Source organism: Clostridium beijerinckii (assembly GCF_018223745.1).
GTDB classification, from domain to species: domain Bacteria; phylum Bacillota; class Clostridia; order Clostridiales; family Clostridiaceae; genus Clostridium; species Clostridium beijerinckii.
The window spans coordinates 289,091-310,491 of sequence record NZ_CP073653.1; the positions used below are offsets into that span (position 1 = coordinate 289,091).

Annotated in this window: 15 protein-coding genes, 2 tRNA genes and 1 other annotated feature; of the genes, 11 read left to right on the forward strand and 6 right to left on the reverse strand. The window is 28.3% G+C overall.

Going from position 1 to position 21,401, the window contains the following annotated elements; genetic code table 11:
* Positions 1-134 precede the first annotated feature (134 nt).
* Complete coding sequence (locus tag KEC93_RS01425; protein WP_077868907.1) at positions 135-2,396, forward strand: glycogen/starch/alpha-glucan phosphorylase; 2,262 nt, start codon at positions 135-137, stop codon at positions 2,394-2,396.
* Positions 2,397-2,527: 131 nt separating this feature from the next.
* On the opposite strand, the gene KEC93_RS01430 is transcribed toward KEC93_RS01425, so the two are convergent.
* Positions 2,528-3,199 carry a helix-turn-helix domain-containing protein gene (locus KEC93_RS01430; protein WP_077868908.1) on the reverse strand — a complete coding sequence of 224 codons (672 nt, stop codon included), beginning with the start codon at positions 3,197-3,199 and terminating at the stop codon, positions 2,528-2,530.
* A 339-nt stretch (positions 3,200-3,538) separates the two neighbouring features.
* On the opposite strand from KEC93_RS01430, the gene KEC93_RS01435 reads away from it, so the two are divergent.
* From KEC93_RS01435 to KEC93_RS01445, 3 genes are all read left to right on the forward strand, one after another.
* Positions 3,539-5,542 (forward strand): methyl-accepting chemotaxis protein, encoded by a 2,004-nt coding sequence (locus KEC93_RS01435; RefSeq protein ID WP_077868909.1) that lies wholly within the window; start codon positions 3,539-3,541, stop codon positions 5,540-5,542.
* A 152-nt stretch (positions 5,543-5,694) separates the two neighbouring features.
* Positions 5,695-6,282, forward strand: coding sequence for a rubrerythrin (rbr, locus tag KEC93_RS01440; protein ID WP_017209758.1), 588 nt, complete (start codon positions 5,695-5,697; stop codon positions 6,280-6,282).
* A 157-nt stretch (positions 6,283-6,439) separates the two neighbouring features.
* Positions 6,440-6,856 carry a hypothetical protein gene (locus KEC93_RS01445; RefSeq protein ID WP_011967639.1) on the forward strand — a complete coding sequence of 139 codons (417 nt, stop codon included), beginning with the start codon at positions 6,440-6,442 and terminating at the stop codon, positions 6,854-6,856.
* Between the two features lie 83 nt (positions 6,857-6,939).
* Here the strand turns inward: KEC93_RS01445 and KEC93_RS01450 are convergent, their stop codons facing one another.
* Positions 6,940-7,557, reverse strand: coding sequence for a HutD family protein (locus tag KEC93_RS01450; protein ID WP_039772633.1), 618 nt, complete (start codon positions 7,555-7,557; stop codon positions 6,940-6,942).
* Positions 7,558-7,838: 281 nt separating this feature from the next.
* Here KEC93_RS01450 and KEC93_RS01455 point away from each other — a divergent pair, with 281 nt between their 5' ends.
* On the forward strand, positions 7,839-8,429 hold the full coding sequence (locus KEC93_RS01455) for a 5-formyltetrahydrofolate cyclo-ligase (RefSeq protein ID WP_077868910.1): 591 nt from the start codon (positions 7,839-7,841) through the stop codon (positions 8,427-8,429).
* A gap of 34 nt (positions 8,430-8,463) precedes the next feature.
* Positions 8,464-11,073 (forward strand): transcriptional regulator, encoded by a 2,610-nt coding sequence (locus KEC93_RS01460; protein ID WP_077868911.1) that lies wholly within the window; start codon positions 8,464-8,466, stop codon positions 11,071-11,073.
* A 151-nt stretch (positions 11,074-11,224) separates the two neighbouring features.
* On the opposite strand, the gene thrS is transcribed toward KEC93_RS01460, so the two are convergent.
* Positions 11,225-13,156, reverse strand: coding sequence for a threonine--tRNA ligase (gene thrS / locus KEC93_RS01465; protein ID WP_023974746.1), 1,932 nt, complete (start codon positions 13,154-13,156; stop codon positions 11,225-11,227).
* A gap of 128 nt (positions 13,157-13,284) precedes the next feature.
* Positions 13,285-13,550: a binding site (T-box leader), on the reverse strand.
* A gap of 204 nt (positions 13,551-13,754) precedes the next feature.
* Between thrS and KEC93_RS01470 the strand changes: the two genes are divergently transcribed.
* The 3 genes from KEC93_RS01470 to KEC93_RS01480 all read left to right on the forward strand — a co-directional run bounded on the left by KEC93_RS01470 (position 13,755) and on the right by KEC93_RS01480 (position 16,486).
* Positions 13,755-16,232: a methyl-accepting chemotaxis protein gene (locus KEC93_RS01470; RefSeq protein WP_077868912.1), complete on the forward strand. Its 2,478-nt coding sequence runs from the start codon at positions 13,755-13,757 to the stop codon at positions 16,230-16,232.
* A gap of 90 nt (positions 16,233-16,322) precedes the next feature.
* Positions 16,323-16,407: transfer RNA gene (locus KEC93_RS01475), tRNA-Leu, on the forward strand.
* Between the two features lie 4 nt (positions 16,408-16,411).
* Positions 16,412-16,486, forward strand: a tRNA-Gly gene (locus tag KEC93_RS01480).
* Between the two features lie 120 nt (positions 16,487-16,606).
* Here KEC93_RS01480 and KEC93_RS01485 read toward each other — a convergent pair.
* The gene (locus KEC93_RS01485; RefSeq protein WP_011967645.1) at positions 16,607-17,011 is read right to left on the reverse strand and encodes an HNH endonuclease; all 405 of its coding nucleotides are present in this window, start codon (positions 17,009-17,011) and stop codon (positions 16,607-16,609) included.
* 423 nt (positions 17,012-17,434) lie between these two features.
* Here KEC93_RS01485 and KEC93_RS01490 point away from each other — a divergent pair, with 423 nt between their 5' ends.
* Complete coding sequence (locus KEC93_RS01490) at positions 17,435-18,037, forward strand: hypothetical protein (protein ID WP_373866465.1); 603 nt, start codon at positions 17,435-17,437, stop codon at positions 18,035-18,037.
* Between the two features lie 107 nt (positions 18,038-18,144).
* Here KEC93_RS01490 and ispF read toward each other — a convergent pair whose 3' ends face one another.
* Positions 18,145-18,624, reverse strand: a complete 480-nt coding sequence (gene ispF, locus KEC93_RS01495) for a 2-C-methyl-D-erythritol 2,4-cyclodiphosphate synthase (protein ID WP_077303896.1) — start codon at positions 18,622-18,624, stop codon at positions 18,145-18,147.
* A gap of 381 nt (positions 18,625-19,005) precedes the next feature.
* Between ispF and KEC93_RS01500 the strand changes: the two genes are divergently transcribed.
* Positions 19,006-20,037, forward strand: coding sequence for an anti-sigma factor domain-containing protein (locus KEC93_RS01500; RefSeq protein ID WP_077869873.1), 1,032 nt, complete (start codon positions 19,006-19,008; stop codon positions 20,035-20,037).
* 15 nt (positions 20,038-20,052) lie between these two features.
* Here KEC93_RS01500 and KEC93_RS01505 read toward each other — a convergent pair whose 3' ends face one another.
* Positions 20,053-21,012: a polysaccharide deacetylase family protein gene (locus KEC93_RS01505; RefSeq protein WP_077303902.1), complete on the reverse strand. Its 960-nt coding sequence runs from the start codon at positions 21,010-21,012 to the stop codon at positions 20,053-20,055.
* Positions 21,013-21,401: the final 389 nt, after the last annotated feature.

Consider the following 21,401-nt stretch of genomic DNA (forward strand, 5'->3'; position numbering starts at 1 on the left):
AATTCACATGATAAATATACAAAATATAATAGAAATATACAATCGGTTTGAATGTAAATTGATATAATAAGGCTAAATCGAAGATATTACTCATGGGTATAAAAATAAATAATTTATTTAAGGTGGGAAATTATATGTTAGAAAAAAATTTAAACGAAATCTTAAAGAAAAGGTTTAATAAGATAGCAAGAGAAGCGAGTAATGAAGAAATCTATTTAGCATTATTAGAATTAACAAAGGGAACAATCAAGAAAAAGAGTGTTAATAGAGGGAAGAGAAAATTATATTATATTTCTGCTGAATTTTTAATTGGTAAATTACTATCAAATAACTTAATTAATTTAGGTCTTTATGAAGATGTTAAAGATGTTTTGACTAAGAATGGTAAGGAGTTAGCTGAAATTGAAGAAATTGAATTAGAACCTTCACTAGGAAATGGTGGACTTGGAAGATTAGCAGCTTGTTTTATAGACTCTATTGCAACTTTAGGACTAAATGGAGATGGTGTAGGACTAAACTATCACTTTGGATTATTTAAACAAGTTTTTGAAGATCATAAGCAAAAAGCTGTTAAGAATCCTTGGATAACAAGTGAAAGTTGGTTAAATAAATCTGATATTAAGTTTGAAGTTCCATTTGCAGGATTCACAGTCACTTCAACACTTTATGATATAGATGTAACAGGTTATGATGAAGAAGTCTCAAATAAACTTCGTCTATTTGATGTAGATACAATAGATGAAACTTTAGTTAAAGAAGGAATTGACTTTGACAAAGAAGATATTAAGAAGAATTTAACATTATTCTTATATCCTGATGACAGTGATGAGGCTGGACGCTTATTAAGAATATATCAACAATATTTTATGGTTAGCAATGCTGCACAATTAATATTACTTGAGGCAGATGAAAATGGGTATGATCTTCATAAATTACATGAACATGTTGTTGTTCAAATAAATGATACGCATCCATCTATGGTTATTCCTGAATTGATAAGGCTGCTTGGAGAAAGAGGTATCACTATGTCAGAAGCCATTGAAATAGTATCTAAGACTTGTGCTTATACAAACCATACAATATTAGCAGAAGCTTTGGAAAAGTGGCCAATAGCTTATTTGCAAAAGGTTGTTCCACACTTATTACCAATTATCAGAGAATTGGACAATCAAGTTAAACTTAAATTTAAAGATGAAAAAGTAGCTATTATAGATGAAGATATGAGAGTGCACATGGCCCATATGGATATTCACTATGGATACAGCGTAAATGGAGTTGCAGCTCTCCATACTGATATCTTAAAAGAAGAAGAGTTAAAGCCATTCTATGATATATATCCTGAAAAATTCAATAATAAAACTAATGGCATAACCTTCAGAAGATGGTTAATTCATTGCAATAACAAACTTGCCAGCTATATTTCAGAACTTATCGGAGATGGATATAAGAAAGATGCTGCTAAGCTAGAAGAATTAGCTAAGTTCGTAAATGATAAGATAGTGTTAAGTAAGGTTGGGGAAATTAAAAAAGAAAATAAGATTGCACTAAAGGAATATTTAAAAGAAACTCAAGGAGTAGAAATTGATGAAAATTCTATCTTTGATATCCAAATTAAGAGACTTCACGAGTATAAGAGACAACAAATGAATGTACTTTATATTATTTATAAATATCTGGATATAAAGAAGGGGAATAAGCCAACTACACCAATAACAATGATATTCGGAGCTAAGGCTGCACCAGCCTATGTAATTGCACAAGATATAATTCATACTATTCTTTGTCTACAAGAAATAATTAATAATGATCCAGAAGTTAATAAATATCTAAAAGTTGTTATGGTTGAAAACTATAATGTGACTAAGGCTTCTAAGTTAATACCTGCTTGTGATGTTTCAGAACAAATCTCGCTTGCATCTAAGGAAGCATCAGGTACTGGTAACATGAAGTTCATGCTAAATGGTGCATTAACTTTAGGAACCGAAGATGGAGCTAACGTTGAAATTCACGAATTAGTTGGAGATGAAAATATTTATATATTTGGTGAATCTTCTGAAAAAGTTATCGAACATTATAAAAATGCAGATTATGTTTCTAAGGAATTCTATAAAAAGCCAGAAATAAAAGAATTGGTTGACTTTATCATAAGTGATAAAATGATAAAAGTTGGGGATGAAGAAAATCTTACAAGACTTCATAAGGAATTAGTTAATAAGGATTGGTTCATGACTTTACTCGATGTTGAAGATTATATCAAGACTAAAGATATAGTATTTAAAGATTATGAAGATAGAGAAGCTTGGAATAAAAAAGTATTAATTAATATCAGCAAAGCAGGATTCTTTTCTTCAGATCGTACAATTGCTCAATACAATGAAGACATTTGGAAGTTATAATTTATAAATAAAATAATAATTTAGTTTAAATGGGATCGATACCGGTTAGTACTAAATTCAACTGATAAGAAAGACTAAAAACTTGAAAGTTCAAGTTTTTAGTCTTCTTTTTATTAGAGTGAGTTTGTTTATTATCCAAAATTATTGTTTCTGTATTCAGAAGGTGAAACACCAGTAAATGATTTAAATACTTTATGGAAATGACTTTGATCATGAAAACCTAAGGTTAAGCCTATCTCTAAAATACTACTAGTTGTAGTTACAAGTAACACTTTAGCCCTATCTATCCTTATTTTTTTTGCATATTTCATAATAGTCATGCCCATATGTTTCTTAAAACAATCTGATATATAGCCCTCAGATAGATTTAATTCTCTAGACAATTTTTTCAATGAAATTTGGCTCTCGATATTAAGATGTAGGTGCTTCAAAATTCTATTTATAACAAAGTTATCTTTTACTTCAACGTCATTTATAAGGAGATTAATGTATGTATCTATCATTTGTATTTCAATAGTTTGTAAATCTTCTATAGTATTAAGAGTAGGAATTAAAGTATAGAATTTGTTATATATGGGATGAAGATATCTTGTTAAAATGCCATTTTCAACTATTTCTCTAGTATACATCGCATTCCAAATAAGCAAATCGTTTTTCTTATCTTGTATAGATATCTCATCGGAAATTTCGTCTAAGTGCTTTTTCTTAACTATTTCTAATATTTGTGGCTTTGCCCTAAGTTTTATTAAGAATGATATGTCATTATTAAAAATGTTCATATCTGATATAAATGAATTATCCAAGATAATTTCCTCCCCATATTCTAATATTATAAATGCATATTAAATATATACATATTATATTAAAAATATACAAGTATAATCAAGTATTAGTAAGTAAGGAAGATGTAATTAATTAATTAAAACATATATGGTAAAAAGGTGCAATTTTCGACTTGGTTTTATGATAAAAATTAATAATATTATAGTATATATGTAAAGAAATTGAACTCCCAGTGCGATAATAAAAAGAATATGTAAATTGTTATTGTAAAAATTAAGAGGGAAAATAATGTAAATAGATAACAGCTTTGATTAAATTAAATTGTTATTTATTCAATTTTATGAAAAGGGGTAATAGTAATGAAAACGGAAAAGCTTAGGGTTAATACTATTCGCAGCAAACTAGTTATTAGCTTAATGGGAATTTGTGTAATTCCTTTAATAATATTAGGTTATGGTGCTAATATACAAGCCAGATCAATTCTTAATGAAAAACTAAAATTAACAAGTCAGCAAACACTTTTAGAAGTAAATGATGGAATCAGTAATTATTTTGATGGATTTAGTAATATGATAATTATGATATCCACGGATTATAACTTTGTTAACAGTGATAAGAGTGAACAAGCAGCATACATACCAGAGAGTCTAAAGAATTTAAAAGAAAGTAATAGTAATATTTTCAGTTCATATTTTGCAACTACTGATGGGAAGTTTGATATATATCCTAACAGTAAAATGCCAGAAGGATTTAACCCCAAAGAAAGGCCTTGGTACAAACAGGCTGTAGATAATAAAGGAAAGGTAATAATAACTTTACCATTTATTGACGCTCAGACGGGAAAAAATGTTGTGTCTATTGCAAAGACAGTAGAAAGAGATGGAAAAGTCATAGGAGTTTGCGCTATGAATGTTTCCTTAGAGACACTTACAGAAAAAATAAGTACGAAAAAAATAGGAAGAACTGGATACGTTTTTATTTCTGACGTAGAAGGTAAAAATATGATAGCACATCCCAATAAAGATTTATTAGGAACTGATGCAGCATCTAAACAATCCTTTTGGAATGATGCTAAAACTAATGAAAAAGGATTTATAACGTATACCTTTAACAATGCAAAGAAGTTTGGAGTATATGAAACTAATAATATTACAGGTTGGAAATTAGTAGCGACGTTAGATGAAAAAGAGCTATCAAATGACACAAATTCAATATTAACTACAACTCTAATTATAGTAGTAGTTATATGTTTGATTTCTATAGTCTTATCTTTATTATTAAGTAAAGGAATAGCACATAATATTAAGAAATTAAAAGAAGTATTTGAAAAAGCTTCAAGTGGAGATTTAACTGTATCTATGACTTCATCCACAAAAGATGAATTTATGGATCTAGCTGATTCATTTAATGAAATGCTAAAGAATATTTCAGATCTTATGAACAATGTAACTAAATCATCAAAAACAGTTTTGGAAACGTCATCTAATCTTGCAAGTATGTCTGAGGAAGTAACTGCATCTATAGGAGAGGTTGCAAAAGCAATAGAAGAGGTATCAGAAGGAGCAACAAATCAATCGCAAAATGCTCAAAATGGAGTTGCAGAAATGAATGATTTATCTAATAGATTAGATAAAATAAGTGTAAATTCTAATGAGATGGATAAACTCTCTGCAAGTACCAAAGAATTAGGTGCCAAAGGATTATCTATGATAGATACATTAATAGAGAAATCAAAGAAAACTAAGATAGCTACAGGTGAAGTTGATAGCATAGTTAGAGATATGGACGAAAGTACTAGAAAAATAAATACAATATCTGAAACAATCTCGCAAATAACAGAGCAAACTAATTTATTGGCATTAAACGCAAGTATAGAATCTGCACGAGCAGGGGAAGCAGGAAAAGGGTTTGCAGTTGTAGCAGAGGAAATAAGAAAACTCGCGGAACAATCAAAATCATCAACAGAAGAAATCAAAGTTATTATTACAAATATCCAGAGTAAGTCTGATACAGCGGTTAAAGCGATTAAATCTACAGAAAGTGTAGTGACAGAGCAAGATTTAGCAGTAGGAAAGACACAGGAGATATTTAGCGAAATCCTTAGATCAATTGAAACAATGATAAGCAAGGTTGATGAGATAAAGACTTCTATTATTGATGTTGATGAGAAAAAGAAAAAAGCGGTATTAGAAATTGAGAATATATCACTAATATCACAGGAAACTGCTTCAGCTTCAGAAGAAGTAACTGCATCAACAGAGGAAATAACAGCAGTTATGGATAGATTCACAAAATATGCGGATGAGCTACAATTATTGGCGGAAAAGTTAGATGAAGAAATAAGTAAGTTTAAAATGACATAGGTAGAATTACAAGTTGAATTTGATGTAAGAATCTAATTCAACTTGTTCTTTATTTGTAGGAATAATAATGAATTAGAGTTAAAAGCATCCTAGATAATTTAATTATTTAGTGGTATCATTATATAGAGAATTTGTATATTGGAGGTATGATTATGAAGAGTTTAAAAGGAAGCAAAACAGCAGTAAATTTAATGAAATCATTCGCAGGGGAAAGCCAAGCTAGAACTAGATATACTTACTATTCTAGTATTGCTAAAAAAGAAGGGTTTGTGCAAATTGCGAACATATTCTTAGAAACAGCAGAACAAGAAAAAGAACATGCAAAAAGGTTTTATAAATTCCTTAAGGATGATTATGTTGACGAGCAGATAGAAATACAAGCATCTTACCCAGTCTCATTCCACGAAAGTACATTGAAAAACTTACTTGCAGCAGCTTCAGGAGAAAATGAAGAATGGACAGACCTTTATCCAAGTTTTGCAAAAACAGCTGAAGAGGAAGGATATCCAGAAATTGCAGTAGTTTATAGAAAGATAAGTGAAGTTGAAGCACGACATGAGGCTAGATATAAAAAACTAGCTAAAAATATTGAAGATGGAACAGTATTTAAGAAGGATGAAGTAACTCTTTGGAAGTGTGGCAATTGCGGATTTATATATGAAGGCAAAGAAGCACCAGTTGCATGTCCTGCATGTGCACATCCACAAGCATACTTTGAAGTATTTGTTGAAAATTATTAATATAGAAATCAAATAGACATGCATTGAGGGAACACTTATATTTAAGTTTAAATTAAGTGTTTCCTTTTTTGCGTTGGTATTTTTGAAAATTTAGACAGTTCATATTTACCGTGTTAAAATAAAAGAAGTATATAAAAATAAGACAGATGGTGAGTATATGATTAAAGCTAAATTAGAAAAGAATAAAAGTGGAAAAATAATATTTAAATTAAAAATAGATAGCGATTATAAAGAAAATATTTTATTTAAAAGAGCTATTATGGAATCAAAAGAAATTAAGGGACGATATCAATATGAAGTACCTTTAAGATTCTTTATTCCAATATGTAAAAATGTAGGTAGAGAGAATTTAGTATTAGATAAGAGATGCATATTATCTTATTTGGAATTCTCAGATTATTATGATGAAAATTATTATACAGATATAGATGCTACCGCAAAATATATGAAAAAATGGAGAGAAGAAGGTTGTCCTGATATTTATAGAATAACTATAGATAAAGATAGCTATGAAATAACAAAGGAGGTAGTCTTTAAGAAGCCTAAGGTAGTAATTAAGGACTTCAGTTTATAATATGTATTTTAAAAGAAAAATAAAAAGGAGTTATCTCAAATTAGAAGTAATTTGAGATGAAGCCTTTTTAATGCATTCTAGTATTATTGACTATAAATTACGCTTGCTATTATATTAGTAATTTCTAATGAATTGCTAGAGAGTAAAAATTCATGTATAGAACTTAGGTTTAAGGATTTAAGCAATAGCAAATCATTAGTATTAGCTTTGAAAATTTTATTGTTAATAGTAAATTTAAAGCTACCACTTACAACATAAAAACAAATGGCTATAAGTTCCTTATCTAATTGAACTTGATATTTGAATACACACTTTTTTCTAGGCGTAATATTTAAATGAACTAATTCACCATTATAATTCTCTCTTGTCATTAAGTTAAAAACAGAGGCTTTTCCATAAGTTTTTGTTTTCCAATCACCCATGAAGCTATCTTGTTCAAAGGCTTTTAGTAATTTCCTATACTTATTTTTATGATCAAGGGTTATTTTGCCTTCAGTAACCATAAATTTACGTGAAACATTTGTAAGATCGCTAAAAGTAGATTCCGGTATATCAATTTTAGCTATACCAAGTCTCCATAAGAAGTTCCGGCTTGCATAATCAGAATCTACTGGATATGTTATTAATTCTGTCGCCATTCCACCAGACCAAAATGTCGGCTTATAGCTCTTTTCTCTTATTAATTCAACATCGTAGTTCATAAATTACTCTCCCTTTATTTATCACATATTTTATGTTCATTATATTAAAAGATATATGTATAATCAATAAAGATAAGTACAATATAAAGCATAATTAATTTTACTACTATGTAAGGTTTACTATTTTTAGATATATAAAGAATAGACATAAGATGTTTTAGTAAGTAAAATTAAAATAATAAGTAAAGTGAATAGCTAGATAAAATATCTATAGATTTATTAATTTGAGAACAATATAAAGTTCATGATTGATATGAAGTATAATTATAGGAGTTGTTTGTATGGAAAGCTTTATTAATAAGAAAATACTAAGAAAAGAAATTTTAGATAAGCGAAAAAAAATAGATGCAACAGAAAAAGAAAAAATGGATGAAAAAATATTAGAAACAGTTTATAGTAGCGAGTATTATAAATTGGCAAAAAAAATTTTTGTTTATATATCGTTTGACACTGAAATAAATACAAGAGATTTTATAAAGGAATCTTTAAATAATAATAAAAGAATTTATGTTCCAAGGACGGAAATTAAAACTAGACTTATGGATGCAGTAGAAATTAAATCACTGGATAATTTGTTGGAGAGTTCATATGGAATACCAGAACCATCTATAAATGATCCATATATTGATCCAAACGAACTTGATTTAATTATAGTTCCAGGCGTAGCTTTTGACAGGCGTGGGGGAAGAGTTGGCTATGGAGCAGGTTTTTATGATAGATATTTCAAGAAAATTAACAAGGATAATATAAAAAGAATTACAAAATTAGCATTAGCATATGATTTTCAAGTACTTGATAAAGTTCCAACCAGTTATCATGATGTACCAGTAGATTACATTATAACTGAGAAAGAATTTATAAAGTTGGAATAATGTAATGGCGGATTAAAATAAACAGGGGGAATATATGGAATACATTGAAAGTAATTTTGGTTACCTAAAAGGAACCAAAATAGAAAAGTACTACAATGATCTGATAAAAGCAGAATTTTTATGCGAGTATTATCCAATAGTTACAAAGATTATTGTTAGAAAAGTAATGGAAATGCTTTTAAGAGATATAGCGCAGGACAGTGGAATGGATATGAATGTTTCTGCACTTACATTACTAAATGGTATTAAGTTAAAGTCTAATATTTCTTTTTCAGAAGAAATTTATAATAATATAGAGATTATATTGGCTAACGGGTATGAGAACATTTCAAAAAGAGATAGAAATAGAAAGATACCTAAACATCCAATAGAAATTTTAAAAATAGCTCAGAAGGTTCTATATTACTATTTGAAAGAAAAAGAAAATTTGATGCTAGATATAAAGAATTTAAGTTTTAGTGCTCCTAGTACTATAGAATATATGAAGAAAGAACTTTTAAAGATCAATAACGATATTGCTCAAAGAGAAAATTTAATCAATAATCTTAGGAAAAAGATTCTTGAGGTAGATAGTTCTCCAAAGCGAATAAGTGAAATAAATAACATCATAATATTAATAAAAGAAGAAAAAGCTTATTTAGAAGAAATCCAAGATATATTAAATAGAAAAGTAGAAATGCAAAATAAATGTGTATTGAATATGGAAACGGATTATAAAACATATGAAAAAAAGCTTAATGAAATGAAAATTAAGTTTAATGAGAATGAAGAACTTCTTCTAGAAAAAGAGGGGCAGCTTCTGAAGGCTGAGATACAAAATCAAGAATTGAAAATATCGACTGAGGAGTTAGATGACGAAGATGAATCAATAAAAAGGATGAAAGTATCACTGGATGAAGAATTAAGAATATTAAGACACGCATATGAAAGTTTATTAAACTTAACAGAAGAATATAATGATATTGTTGAAACAATAGAATTTTTATATGATAATGAGCTACGAAAAGAATTAGAAGCTAAAAAGAACAGTATTCAAATAAAAATAAACTTTGAAGATGCTGTATTTAATGAGAATATAATTATTTACAATAAAAATACAGTGGAGTATAAAAGAAAAGCGTTAATATTTAAAGAACTAGTAAATGAAAATATAAAACGAGAAATTAGGCATGAAAAATTTTATGATGGATTTTTAAGACTATCAGGAAAAGAGCTTAAAATCGTATATACAATCATTAATAATATTACTTCAAGTTTTAATTTGATAAGTAAACCTAAGGAATTATTGGGTAGATATAATGAAGATAAGTTTTTAGAATTACTAAATAGAAATTTAGAGAATTTAAAAAACATTAATGATAATGAAATAAAGCTAATTTTATATTATAAATTAATAAGTTTGTCAAATGCGCCTTATGGGAAGATATACAATAGAAGAAAATTTGTACAGACATTGGATTACATGGTAGATAAAGCTTATAGTCTTTTAGCCACTAAAAAGGATTTTAAAGCAAGAACAAAAAAGCTAGATGCAATAAATGAATATTATATGAATAGAACTATATCAGCATTAAAAAATAAAGGTTCAAATACACATATTACAGAAGAGCTTATAGAAAAGATTTATGATATAATCACAAAATTAAGACAAAGACCAGAAAATAAAGAGAAAAGGCTTTACTATGAAAAACTCGATTTAGATGTCATGACGGAGTCGGCCATTAAAGCAGCTATAAAATCTCAACCATATACATTTCTATATATGATAGCAGACTTAGCGAGCATTGATTCATATAAGGATATGTCTAGTATTATATTTCAAATTGAAAATTTAATTGAGAAAAGGTCTTTAATTAAAAATTTTTCTAATACCTATTTTATGGTTCTATTATATTTATCTAGCGATGCAATAGTTGTAAGCCAAAATCAGCAAGAAGAATTAGTACCATTAGCAGTGATGTTAATAACGAGTGTAAGTTTAGTCTCAGATAATGATTTTATAAATCTGGAAGGTTATAATGATTTGGTCAAGTTATGGAAACAAAAACAGCAAAAATATAACGATATCTGTATGAAGAAAGAGGAAGAGGAAAGTAGCTTAGCACTACTAATGAGAGAAAAATTAGAATTAGAAATTAACCAGAAAGAATTATCAGAAGCCTATGACTCATTATTGAGAAGGTATGGAAGCTACGAGAGTGAATTTAAAAATCTAGTTATGAATTCAGAAAAAAGAGTTCTCTTGCCATCATATTTTTACTATGATGATTTGTGCAATAAGAAAAAGTTAGCAGAAAAGCATATCAATGAATCAAAAAATAAAATCGGAACATTGAAAAGCATTTTTTCTATAGAGGTTTGGAAGGATCAAGCGAATAAGTTTATTAATGAATCCAATATGCTAGAAGCTGAAAAGTTGCTAATTAAAGAAGCAAAGCAAAAGCCTTACTTTAAAAAAGAATATTCAGTCTTCTTAGAATTAGAAGATCAAATTCAAAAAGTGAATGAATCTATGGAAAAAAATAAGGAGATGCTGAAAAGCAAAGATGCACTAGTTGATAATATAGGAAGTAAAATTATTGACTTGCAGAAGCAGTTAACTACTATGAAGAATGCGTATATAGACATAGAAGGTGGCTACTAAAAGGTTAATTGTAGATATATTATTATGATTTACTGAATATTATATTATTTTACAGAAAGAACATAAGCCTAGGCTCTGTAAAAAAAATTGTGTAAACTAAAAAAATGAGGATGCCTTATTTACAAGGGCATCCTCATTTTTTATATAAATTTTATAATTCTTTATTTTCTATTTCTTTAACGATTCTCTCGATAAACGCATCTAATTTAACAGCGCCTTCATCGTCATTCTTTCTGCTTCTTACAGATACTTCATTATTAGCAGCTTCCTTTTCCCCAACAACTAAAATGTAAGGAGTTCTTTCAAGTCTAGCTTCTCTAATCTTATAACCAATCTTTTCAGCTCTATAATCAGTTTCAACTCTAATACCTTTATTCTTTAAGGCTTTTGTAACTGCTTCAGCATAATCATTGTACTTATCAGAGATTGGTAATACTTTGGTTTGAACTGGAGATAACCATGTTGGGAAAGCACCAGCGTATTCTTCTATAAGCATAGCTAAAGTTCTTTCATAACATCCAATTGATGATCTATGGATTATATAAGGACGTTTCTTTTCTCCGTCTTTATCTACATAACTCATATCAAATCTTTCAGCTAAAGCAAAGTCAATTTGAACTGTGAATAAAGTATCTTCTTTACCATGAACATTTCTAAATTGTAAATCAAGTTTTGGACCATAGAAAGCAGCTTCATCATCAGCTTCAACATAATTGATATTTAAATGATCTAGGATATTTCTCATTGTATCTTGAGTTTTATTCCAAGCATCAGGATCATTGATGTATTTTTCGGTATTATTTGGATCCCATTTAGAGAATCTATAAGTTATCTTTTCAGCAATTCCTAAAGTTCCCATTAAATATTGAATTAATTCAAGTACACCTTTAAATTCTTCTTCCAATTGTTCAGGTGTAACAATTAAGTGACCATCAGCTAAAGTGAATTGTCTAACTCTTATAAGACCATGCATTTCGCCTGAAGCTTCATTTCTAAATAAAGTAGAAGTTTCGCCGTATCTGATTGGAAGATCTCTATAGCTGTGTTGTTCAGCATTATAAACTGTATATTGGAATGGGCAAGTCATTGGTCTTAAAGCAAATACTTCATCATCTTTTTCCTCATCACCTAATACAAACATACCATCTTTATAGTGATCCCAGTGACCAGAAATCTTATATAAATCACTCTTAGCCATAAGAGGAGTCTTAGTTAAAAGATAACCTCTTTTTTCTTCTTCATCTTCAACCCATCTTTGAAGAAGTTGAACTATTTTTGCTCCTTTAGGCATTAATAATGGAAGCCCTTGACCTACATTTTCATCAGTTGTAAACAACTTTAACTCTCTACCAAGCTTATTGTGATCTCTCTTTTTAGCTTCTTCTAAAGCTTCTAGGAAAGCATCTAAGTCTGCTTTCTTTAAGAATGCAGTACCATAGATTCTTGTAAGCATCTTATTTTTTTCATTACCCTTCCAGTAAGCACCAGCACTTCTAGTAAGTTTAATTGCTTTAACTGATTTTAGTGACATAAGATGAGGACCAGCACATAAGTCTGTGAAATCACCCATTTTATAGAATGAGATTATTTCATTTTCAGGAAGATCGTTTATTAATTCAACTTTGTAAGGTTCATCCTTCATTAATTCTAAAGCTTCATTTCTTGGAAGCTCAAATCTAGATATTTCTGGATTTTCCTTAATTATTTTTTGCATTTCTGCTTCAAGTTTTTCTAAGTCTGCAGCAGTGAATGCAATTTCTCTATCGAAATCATAGTAGAAGCCAGTTGCAATTGAAGGTCCTATAGCTAACTTTGTTTCAGGGAATAATCTTTTTACGGCATAAGCTAAAACGTGAGATATGCTATGTCTTAGAGCATCTTTACCTTCTTGAGAATCAAATGTGCATATGCTTAATTCAACATCTTCATTTATTTCTTTTCTAAGGTCTTCAACCTTTCCATTAACTATGCCGCAGCAAGCATTTCTAGCTAAACCTTCACTAATTGATTTCGCAATTTCATAAATAGATAAACCAGCTTCTAGTTCTTTAATTGATCCGTCTTTTAAAGTTACTTTTATCATTTTAAAACTCCTTTCAGATTTAAGAAAATTTTGATTTTGTGACTTGTTAAATTTTAATAATAATATCGTTAAGAAAAGTTATTACTAAAATCATACATTTTTGCAAACAAAAAAACCTCATCTCTAAAAATAGAGACGAAGTAATATCCGTGGTTCCACTCTAATTACCTAGAAGAAACTGATTAAAATAGGTCAAATAAAATAAACATTAAAAACCTTTTTAAAAAATCAGTTGAATAGGTCACTTAAATTTATCGTAACGTGATAATTACGGGCTTTATTAGGGCCACTCAGAGGTGGTTTTCAGTCTAAATTTATATAAGAATAATCGCACCAACATATTCTCTCTCTGAAAAATAAGATTTTAGCTTACTGTCCTCATCAACGTGTTTATTTATTATATTAATATTCTTAATTATAAGCACATGATTTTTAGATGTCAACTAATTAACAAAAAAAATACAAAAGATATTAAGAATCTCAGAATATATTGGATATTTTAACAAAATTATAATAAGGCTTTAACCTAGAATTTATTAAAATCAAATAAAATTTATGTATATTAGGTTGTATTTAGTATTTTTTTCAGGAGGTAAAGATGAATAGAAGTATTAAAAGTATAAAAGTTAAAATTATTATGTTCCTAATACCAATGTTATTAATTGCATTTATAGCTTTGTCGGGAATAGGATATAGATTTGCAAGTAAGTCATTAAAAGAGAGTAACTTAAATGTAATGGAAGAGATGACGAAAACTGCTGCATCACGAGCGGATGATCAAATAAAAAGTGAGATTAGGAACCTTGAAGTAATTGCAAGCAATCCGATAATAACGGATAAGAATGTACAAATAGAAGAAAAAATTCAAATACTTAAACCAGCATTGAAAACAGTTGGACAATTAGAAATGAGTATAAGTGATAAAGATGGAAATTCAATAGATACTTTAGGAAATAAGAAATCAATAAAGACAACACAAAGTTTCATGAAATCAATAAATGGTGAAGATTCAATAACCAATCCATATATAGATCCAATCATAAAGAAAAAAGTCATATCATATTCAGTACCTATCAAGGATTCTTCAAATAGTATTATAGGAATTATTACCTCGATAAAAGATTGCAAAGATTTTGCTTCTTTAAACAAAGAAACTAATTTTTTGAAAACTGGAAATTTATTAATTGTAGATAGTAATGGTAATTTTATAGTTTCAGAAGATGAGAGCTTAGTAAATGAGAATAAAAATATAACTAATATGACCTCTGATAAAGAAAATTTACAAGATCTAAATAACATAGGAAAAAGTATGACAATTGGGACCCAATCTGGAACAGGAAAATATACTTATGAGGGTAAAGAAAGATATATATCATATAGCCCGATAGGGAAAACAGGTCTTGCCATAGGAATCACAGTAGAAGAAAAAGACCTGCTAAGTGCATTAAACAGTTTAGCTTTCATTGATATTATAGTGACTGTTATTATGACGTTACTAATATTAACTATTATAATAGGCTTTACAATTATAGTTGTAAACAGGTTACTTGGGGCAAAATATTATGTAGATAGTATTGCTAAAGGTGATTTTTATACTAAAGTTGATGGTAAATATACTAAAGGTAATGATGAAATAAGTGAAATATGCCTAAGTGTAAGTCAAGCTAAAGAATCAGTAGGGAAAATGATAGAGGCAGTAAGAGAGGATTCAAATATAGTTAGAGAAGGTTCTGTATCATTAAATCAAATTGCAGAAGAACTATCAATTCTTACAGAGGAAATATCAGCATCCATAGGAGAGGTTTCTAATAATACTAATAAACAAAGTCATGACTTTGTACAGATAAGCACTAAGCTTGAAAACTTTGGTGAAGATATAACTGAAGTTAAGAATAATGTTCATTCAATTAATGAAGATATTGCAATAATAAATGACAAAGCTTTAAAAGGGACTAAAGACATAGAAGAATTAAACGGTGGAATTATAAGTGTTAATGATAGTTTCGAAAAGTTTTTAATCAGCATAGAGTATATACAAGGTGATATGAAAAATGTTAATGGAATTACGAATATTATCAATGGAATATCTGAACAAATAAATCTTCTAGCACTTAATGCAGCTATTGAAGCAGCTAGCGCAGGTGATGCAGGACGAGGGTTTAGCGTAATAGCATTAGAAGTGAAAAAGCTTTCAGACAAAAGTAAGGAGTCTGCACAGAATATTTATAAGATAATAAATAGACTTATAAATATAATAAATAAACTTGTAGAAGAGTCTAAAAATATGGAGAGTGAGTTGCATGAGCAGAAGGAAATGATTTATAATGCATCAAGTTCATTTTCAGAAATAGCACTGCTAGTTAAAGAAATAGCGCCTAAAGTATCTAATATAGATAGTGTGTTTAATAATATTAATCACAGCAAAGATTTAATAGTTGAAACTGTATATGAGTTATCAGGAGAAATAACAGAGACATCGAATTCCTTGGAACAAGTAACGAATTCCTCAGTTCAGCTTGCACGACTTGCAGAGAAAGTTAACAGCAGTTCTGATATTTTACTAGATAGAGCAGATGATTTGCTGCAAAAAGTTAATCAATTTAAAATCAAAGAAGAGGATTTGACAAAAGATACCGACATATCTGAACAAAATTCAAAAGCAAATAATCCATATGAAGAAAAATCATATTCTAGTGGGGGCGGAGAGTTAGACACTAAGAATAAGAGTTTAGAAAAAACGAATTTATTAAATAAGTTTGAAGACTCAAGAGATATTAATCAATATGAAAGAAATCTAGATCTTGATTTGGAAAAAGAATTAAAGGAATTATCAATATTACCGGAGGAAGAAATTAATTTGGAATTTAGTAATTATGAGACAAGTGATCTGGATTTATCACTGGCAGAACACTTTGTTGATTTAAGTGTATCTCCGCTGGAAAAGTTGGAAGTAGATACATCAACTAAAGATTTTGGATGGGGATGTTCGAAGATAACAGAAATTAAAGAATATATTAAGCAAAAAGATGAGGGAGAATGCTCGGAGGATGATTTAGGAAGATATAATATATCATAGTTTCTTATATAAATATATCTAAAAATTTGTAATAAATGTATAAAATTTAATATTGATTTAATATATTTAATAGATGTATAATATTGGTATGCAGATGTGGCGGAATTGGCAGACGCACTAGACTTAGGATCTAGCGCCTTTTGGTGTAAGGGTTCGACTCCCTTCATCTGCACCAATAAGCGGGAATGACTCAATGGTAGAGTGTCACCTTCCCAAGGTGGACGTTGCGGGTTCGAGCCCCGTTTTCCGCTCCAGTAAGAATATAAAGATTAAATTAAAATAACAAATATCTAAAACAAAAATTTGTTTTAGATATTTGTTATTTTAATTTACACATGGTTACTAAGATAAATTTAATTATATAACATAATAAGTTAATAATTGTCTTCAATTAATTTGTCTAAAGTTAAGTTGACAATCATTTCTTCAGAGTAAAATTTTTCACCCATTATTTTAAATATTACTTCTGATTTTTTATAACCTTCTTTATAAAGCTTTAAATTTCTTGTAATTCTTTTAAGAGTGTTTCTTGGTATATTTAATTCTAATGCTAGCTCCTTAAAAGAATAATAATCTTTTTTTAGCATATCATATAATTTATTTTGAAGATCTAACTTATATCTATAATCAACTTCTTTGGATTGGTGGGGACCATATTTTCCTCTATGATGGGAAGGACATAAATATTTATAATTTAGTTCTATATCAAAGCCACCTTCACTTCTGTGAACAATATGATGTATATCAGCTTCGGCATTACATATTTCACATAAAGACAATTTTTAATCCTCCTTAGAATCTACCCTATATAAAAATATATTAATTATTAAAATTTATTTAAATTAAAAAAATAATAGAATTCTTAATATAATAATATGATAACTGTAAATAACTTGACATTTAATATTATAAAGTAATAAATAAGAAATATCAATTTGAATATCTATAATAAAAGTCTAAAATTTTGTAATAAAATAATAAAATGGGGATAATATATTAATATGTATATATTAAACAAATTTATCCAAGAATAAACAATTATGAGATAAATGAGTTATAATATAATTAGAAAACAAAAGATAACTATTAATAATATATTTTATAAAATATTAGTTGGGAAGGTGAGTAAAGTGTGGGAAGTTTATAATTCATTTAATTATTGGGAAAACGTTATCAGCAAGAATAAGACAATAAGAGGACATATGTTTATGCAGAAACCACCAACAGAAAGAAGTATTTATTTTCATACCCTTATATTCGGAAACAATAATGGTATAAACAATATATGGGGGTATTTCCCTAATAGAAAGTGTTTGATTGGGTATCTTCAGTATTCGTTCTTGCAGGAAGCTTTTTATAAGTGGATATATGGAAAAGAAAAATTAATTACTAGAATTCCACATTTAACTGTTGATAAGATCATTCGTGATGGAGAAAAACTAAAGAAAATAGACAAAGAAGTTGCAAGTAATATGAGGAGAGACTATGATTTCTTAAGTAGTTTATGGCATCTTCCATCTGAAAAGGCTCAAGCTAGGTTAGATAAATTCCCAGTAGAGTTTAACAAGAAGTGGATGGGGGATAACACAGAATTTTTATATATAAAAATTTTCAAGACTCCAGAGGAGCTTGGAGAATTTGTAATTTCCTCTTCGTTATTAACAAATACAAAGGAAGAATTAGAAAATAGAATAGGAATGTCTATTAATGAGTGGGAAGATATCTGCAAAAATGCAATAAGTGATCCTAATAAAGGGGAAGTATTCAGAGAGATTCTACTAAAGAAATTAAGTGAAGTATTTTAGCAGATTAATAAATAATCTAAGGAGCTATAATTAGCAGAGTTCAATCTGCTAATTATAGCTCCTTTTTAATTATAAATCCCTATAAACTTTGAATAGATAGTGCATTTCTAAAAGTTTATACTTTCAACAGAAGATATGCTTTGAGAAGAAATTCCAAGCATCTCACCAGTAAAGCCAAGGCCTTCTTCAGTAGTAGCCTTAATATTTATTTTATTAATATCTATATTCAGAGCAATTGAAATGTTCTTTCTCATATTCTCAATATGAGGCAGCATTTTTGGTTTTTGAGCTATTATTGTAGCGTCTATGTTGTTTATGGCATAGCCGGACTTAAGAAGCAATTTACCTGTTTCTTCAAGAAGTATGATACTAGATATGCCACTAAATCTATTGTCTGTATCAGGGAAATGTTTTCCTATATCCCCAAGAGCACAAGCGCCCAATAAAGAGTCTATTATAGCGTGGATAAGAACATCCGCATCGGAATGACCTAGTAGCCCCTTCTCATATGGAATTTCTACTCCCCCTAAAATTAATTTTCTATTTTCAACTAATCTATGAACATCATATCCTAATCCAATTCTCATATAATCACCTCATTATGTGTTTTATTATTTTATTATTTTAACATATTATGAGGCTTTTTATATAAATAATTATACTAATTTAAAATACGTCTACGCTTATTTGTGGACATGTTATTTAAAGAACTTGTCTTGGTTTTAATATAAAATTTAATGTTAAACCAAGAAATAAATCTATTTATATGAAAATGTATAAAGGTTATTCTACGTCTTTTTACAAAATCTACATATATAATTTTTCCTCTCATTAATAATCTCCAAAATATTGCTTTTAAATTAAATTTAGATAAAGAAAATTTTATAGATAAACAGCTTTATATGCTATAATATCATAGTATGAAGAACTTATACAAAGGGTTAATATTTTAAAGAGGTGTTAATTTTATGGAGAATTTGGGCTTTAGTAAAGACAAATATGTATTTTCATCCATGCCGTCAATGTTCTTAATAGGAGATACTGCGGAGGATATTAGAAAAAAACAGATATCTTTATTTATAAATGAATTAAGCTCATATAATGTTTTACTTAAAGATTTAGTAAACTTTCCGATTAAAGAAGCTGACAGAAATATAGCTTTAAATATAGCTTATTATATAGCTAGTGATGAGGATTTACTAAGAATAATCAATGAAAAAAGAGCTTTACCTATAGCTAAAATAAGTAAGTTAACTAGGATAAAATCTGAGATTATAAATAAACTTAGGGACTACATAATAGCTTATTGCATTATAATAACTAATTCAAATTATAAATTTATTCAAGATTATCTAAGAATAAAATTAAAAGAAGATAATCAAGTTGCAAGCATTTCAAGTAAAAATCAACAACTATATAAAGGGATAGTAATAAAAGCTTTTAAAAGTTCAGCATATATATTAACTTCAAAAGGAGAATTTTTAAAGATAAAGACTTCTAATAGATCAAAGGTTGGAGATGTATGTGAAGGAAAAGAAAAGAAAGGGATTAGGGGGTACAAAATACATATATCAATATTACTATTTATTTTAATATTGATTGGTAGTGGTATAACTATTGAATATAGGACAACACAAAGCATAATAGTTATAGAAACAACTTCTAATATAAAGATTCATATTAATAAGTTTCACAAAGTTATATATGCCTATTCGCCTACAGATAAAGGAAAAGAACTTATAGGAAATATTGATGTTTTGAACAAGGATGTTGATGATGCTATATCGGAGATATTTGAATACGCATTGGATAATGAAATGTTAGATTTAAGTAGGAAAACATTAATAACAATTAATGGACAAGCTTTAAAATATGGAGAGCTTACTAAAACAAATAAATTTATATACGAACATAATATACCTATAGCTATAAATAATGCAGGAAATCAACAAAAACTACCTAAATACTCAACTGAAGATAGCAAGGAAGAAAAAAAATAACTCTTTATTTAAGAGTTATTTTTTAGTTTGTGCTAAAACTTCCTTAAAAGTATTCATATCATATTTTGAGCTAATATAAATTCTATCAAGTTTAAGAATATTATCATCTCTATCTGAGAGTCCTCTCTTAGTAGTAAATGCTAACGTATAACCTGAATTTTTAGCTGCGGTAACACTATCATCATTAAAATCTCCGAATGGATAGGCAATAGCTTCAATTTTTTTTCCTGTTATTGATTCCAAAGTTTCTTTTGATTCCTTCAATTCATTTAATTGCTTATCATATGGAAGTTGATTAAGTTTGGGATGGCTAACAGTATGGCTTTCTATATCTATTCCGTAATCAGACATTTCTTTTATAGCCTCTTTTGATAAATAATAGGAACCATCTAGATCTGATGTTATACAAAATATTGTTGCTACCATATTTAGATTTTTCAAAATTGGAAAAGCATTGTAGTAATTATCCATATAGCCATCATCAAAAGTAATAACTATGCTCTTCTCAGGAATTGGAGAATTGTTTAATAAGTAGTTTTTTAGTTCATCTAAAGTTAATGTTATATAACCCTGATTTTTTATGTACTCAAGCTGCATCCGAAGATTTTCTGGAGTTATTGTAACCTCATTTTCAGCTGTTTCTCTCACGGAATGGTAATATAATACGGGAACTCCTCTATTGTCAGTAATTAAGTTTGAGCCATTAAAGGATCTTTCGTTTTGAATTGTGTTTTGTTCTATGTTGGAAGGATCCTTTTCTAATCCATTTTTAGATTCAACATGATTTTCATCAATACTTGTATTATCAGAACTATGATTAGAAGCTATAGAATTTTTATAAGATATATTATGTAGTATTAGGTAAATAGAAAACATTACAAACAATAAGCTAAATATCAAAATACTTAAGGAAGTTTTATTTTTGAAAAATCTTTTGTAAGAAATGTTTCTTGGTGGTAAAGTTCCTTTTAACATGTTGTTATTATTCACCTCCTTGTAATTAAAACAAATATAATTTTCTTTTATAATTATACCCTAAACTTAAAGAAAAACTACAAGACCTAATATAAGTCATTTGTGATATATATTCTAATTAAAATTCTAAATCTCAGCCTTAATTGAGTCCTTAGATTACCAGGGGTTTAAATGTAAATTTATTAGTGCAAGATATTATATAAAAAATTTATTTTTATATAGTTTGAGCGGAATAACTTATTGAAAAAAGTAGCATAATATAAAAATAGTACAACTTACTAACATTATCCACATTCGCTTGTGGATAAAATGTTATAAAGCTGTTAACATACATAATTTTACATGTTGGTTTTGTGGATATAAAATATATTATGTCGCAAAATGCATAA

Coding starts and splice junctions, on each gene's coding strand:
- KEC93_RS01425 (WP_077868907.1), top strand. CDS start 135: ATGTTAGAAAAAAATTTAAACGAAATCTTAAAGAAAAGGTTTAATAAG.
- KEC93_RS01435 (WP_077868909.1), top strand. CDS start 3,539: ATGAAAACGGAAAAGCTTAGGGTTAATACTATTCGCAGCAAACTAGTT.
- rbr (WP_017209758.1), top strand. CDS start 5,695: ATGAAGAGTTTAAAAGGAAGCAAAACAGCAGTAAATTTAATGAAATCA.
- KEC93_RS01445 (WP_011967639.1), top strand. CDS start 6,440: ATGATTAAAGCTAAATTAGAAAAGAATAAAAGTGGAAAAATAATATTT.
- KEC93_RS01450 (WP_039772633.1), bottom strand. CDS start 7,557: ATGAACTACGATGTTGAATTAATAAGAGAAAAGAGCTATAAGCCGACA.
- KEC93_RS01455 (WP_077868910.1), top strand. CDS start 7,839: ATGGAAAGCTTTATTAATAAGAAAATACTAAGAAAAGAAATTTTAGAT.
- KEC93_RS01460 (WP_077868911.1), top strand. CDS start 8,464: ATGGAATACATTGAAAGTAATTTTGGTTACCTAAAAGGAACCAAAATA.
- thrS (WP_023974746.1), bottom strand. CDS start 13,156: ATGATAAAAGTAACTTTAAAAGACGGATCAATTAAAGAACTAGAAGCT.
- KEC93_RS01470 (WP_077868912.1), top strand. CDS start 13,755: ATGAATAGAAGTATTAAAAGTATAAAAGTTAAAATTATTATGTTCCTA.
- KEC93_RS01490 (WP_373866465.1), top strand. CDS start 17,435: ATGTTTATGCAGAAACCACCAACAGAAAGAAGTATTTATTTTCATACC.
- ispF (WP_077303896.1), bottom strand. CDS start 18,624: ATGAGAATTGGATTAGGATATGATGTTCATAGATTAGTTGAAAATAGA.
- KEC93_RS01500 (WP_077869873.1), top strand. CDS start 19,006: ATGGAGAATTTGGGCTTTAGTAAAGACAAATATGTATTTTCATCCATG.
- KEC93_RS01505 (WP_077303902.1), bottom strand. CDS start 21,012: ATGTTAAAAGGAACTTTACCACCAAGAAACATTTCTTACAAAAGATTT.